The sequence below is a fragment of the Micromonospora sp. ATLC20 genome (assembly GCF_057196585.1).
In genome coordinates this window covers 1-780 of record NZ_JBXUOV010000405.1, presented here as the reverse complement: position 1 = coordinate 780, position 780 = coordinate 1, and the positions used below count along the sequence as shown (strand labels likewise).

Annotated in this window: 2 pseudogenes; both read left to right on the top strand. The window is 77.8% G+C overall.

What is annotated here, in order from left to right:
• Window positions 1-539 (top strand): annotated as a pseudogene (locus AC2CHG_RS31640) (hypothetical protein); the annotation flags it as partial.
• Window positions 536-780 (top strand): annotated as a pseudogene (locus AC2CHG_RS31635) (DUF4129 domain-containing protein); the annotation flags it as partial. The pseudogenes AC2CHG_RS31640 and AC2CHG_RS31635, both read left to right, overlap by 4 nt.

The window sequence follows — 780 nt, the reverse complement described above, 5'->3', positions numbered from 1 at the left end:
GGGCAGCGCTGCTGGGGCGCCGTCCACGGCCGGCCGAGTTGCTGCGCGGCGCCCGGCTCGGCGTGGCGCTGCCGGCCGCCGTCCTGGTCGGGCTGACCGTCACGGCCGCCGCTCTGACCGGGCCGGGCTGGTTCCCGGCGTACGCGCTGCTCGGCCTGGTGGTGCCGGTGCTGGTGCTGGACGGGGTGCCGGCGCACCTGGCGCCCTGGCGGGCGGTACGCCTGGCCGGCCGGGTCAGCGCCCGGGGCGCCGCGATCCGGCTGCTGGGCTACCTCGGCTGGTGGCTGATCCGGCTCGGCATCGGGCTGGGCGTCTACCAGGGTCTCGGCATGCTGGGCCTGTTCGACGTGTCGGCCTGGGCGCTGCCGTTGACGATCGCCGCCTTCACCGCTGTCAACGCGCTCGCGTACCCGGCGCTCGCCTGCCTGGACGCGGTGCTGCACCTGGAGACCCGGGTCCGCACCGAGGGGCTGGACATCCGGCTCTCCCGCGCGCCGGCCGGCGTGCCCGAGCCCGTCCTGCTGGCGGCACACCGGTGAGCCGGTGGTGGACCGAGACGGTGGCGGCCCTCGGTGACGTGGTGCCGCTGCCGCTGGCCGCGCTGATCCTGCTGGCGGTCGCGCTGCTGGTGGCGCTGGGCTGGTATTTCTTCCCGGCCTGGGTGCCACGCCGGCTGCCCCGGTTCACGCTGCCCCGGCTGCGGCGTCCTCGCCTGCCCCGGCTGCGGCTGCCCCGGTTCCGGCGGCGGCGTGCCCGCCGGCCGCGCACCGATCCGCCGGC